The sequence below is a fragment of the uncultured Thiodictyon sp. genome, from assembly GCF_903828115.1.
Classification (GTDB): domain Bacteria; phylum Pseudomonadota; class Gammaproteobacteria; order Chromatiales; family Chromatiaceae; genus Thiodictyon.
In genome coordinates this window covers 1-1629 of record NZ_CAIKKU010000779.1, presented here as the reverse complement: position 1 = coordinate 1629, position 1629 = coordinate 1, and the positions used below count along the sequence as shown (strand labels likewise).

Annotated in this window: 2 protein-coding genes; both read right to left on the bottom strand. The window is 65.9% G+C overall.

Translation table 11 applies throughout. From position 1 onward, the window contains the following. Nucleotides 1-208: 208 nt before the first annotated feature. Nucleotides 209-499 carry a BrnA antitoxin family protein gene (locus QZY48_RS28535; RefSeq protein ID WP_295437051.1) on the bottom strand — a complete coding sequence of 97 codons (291 nt, stop codon included), beginning with the start codon at nucleotides 497-499 and terminating at the stop codon, nucleotides 209-211. 79 nt (nucleotides 500-578) lie between these two features. Beyond that, on the bottom strand, nucleotides 579-1629 hold a 1051-nt coding region (locus QZY48_RS28530; RefSeq protein WP_295437049.1), incomplete at its 5' end, for a hypothetical protein.

The window sequence follows — 1629 nt, the reverse complement described above, 5'->3', positions numbered from 1 at the left end:
CGGCAGGGCCGCCTCCAGCAGCACGGCAAGCACCTGCTCCAAGGGGCGGTGCATGAGTCGTGCGGCCTGGCTTGCCTGTCGGACCAGGGACTCGGACAAGTCCAGCGTAATGGTAGTCATCGCGGGTCTTCTTTGTTAATGGATGCAAGACATTGAGGCTGGGGCGCGCGTATCCAGGCGCGACCGTAAGCGTTCAAACGCATCGCCCTCAAGCAGCCTGCCTTGCGTCGAGTTCTTCGCACAGCACCCGCCGCAGTGTCTGTTCCAGATCATTCCGGCTTTGCTGCTGGTCGATGTGGACCTTCAGGGCCTCGTTGATCAGCGTCTGGTAGCTGCCGCCATTTTCCGGGACCTGCTCCCTGAACCAGTCGACGACGGCTGTATCCAAGGAGATGGTAATGCGTGTCTTATCGCTCTCAGGGGTGATGACAGGGCCGTGGCGGGCCTGGCTGAAGTCGATCTCTTGATCAAGTGGATCGCTATCGTCTTTTCTGTTCATGGTTCGCTTCGTTGGGTCCCACTCGATTTTCATCGCGGATAGGATGTGCGCGACCGGGCATATGGACAAGTATGGCCGCTCACAGCATCTCCCGCACCAGCACCTGCCGCCCCTCGCGTGGTACGACGCGCACCCGGAACAACCCCTGCTCGTCGCTGGGATGCCAGCCGTGCAACTCGCGGGCGTCCTCGCTCGCCAAACGCTGGGTGAAGATCTCCAGATTGGCGAAAACGCCTTCTTCGCCGACCCCGGAGAGCTGGGTGCCGTCCTTCAGTTCCAGCAGCAGATGGAAGATCTCCAGACCGATGATCAGGGTCTCAGTGCTACTGTCGGCATATCGGTAGATCAGGTGCAAATGGGTATGCAGGCGCTCCAGTCCGTCGGCGGCCAGCGGCAGCGCGGGTTCGAGGCTGAACCGGTCCCAGGGCTTGACCACCCAGAAGGCGCTCTCGGTGGGTGTGCGTGGGGTGATGCGCAGCGGCACGCCGCGGGCCAGGTTGTCGGGGGCGAAGGCGAGCGCGGGCAACTCCTCCAGGCGGGCGATACCTAAGCACAGGTCGCGTAGCGTGGCGTCCTGGTCCGACGGCGGCAGCAGCGGCAGATCGCGGAAACGGGCGAGGTGGCGGCCGTGACTGAGCCGCACGCCGTCGTCTTGATCCTGGTTGGGGCCTGGGTTCGGGTCTGGGTCCGGGCGCAGCAGCCAGGCGCGACGGCGGGCCTCGCGGAGCCGGTCGGGACCGCCGACGGCCGCATCCTGGCGCAGCAGCACGCGGTCGATGGCGGGGTCGGCCTCCAGGGCCGGGTCGAAGCGGGCCATCTCGGCGAGCAGTTCGCCCTGGCGCTGGTCGGAGCCAGAGTCTAAGGCGCGGTGCCAGAAGTGCACCGGGCGACGGTCGGGGTCCTGGTGCAGGTCGGCGCAGTCGTCGAGTCCGAAGAGGCAATAGGACAGGGCCGCGCGCAACTCGCGGGCGGTGATGTGGACCTCGCCCCGCTGATGACAGGCCTGGAACAGTTCGGTGAGACGGTTGCGCAGGCGGGGACCGCTCGCCGCGTCGCGCAGGGTCTGAACCGAGTTCCAGGCGGTGCAGCGACCGCTGGCGGTACAAGTCGCACAGGGCTGCCAGGGGTCG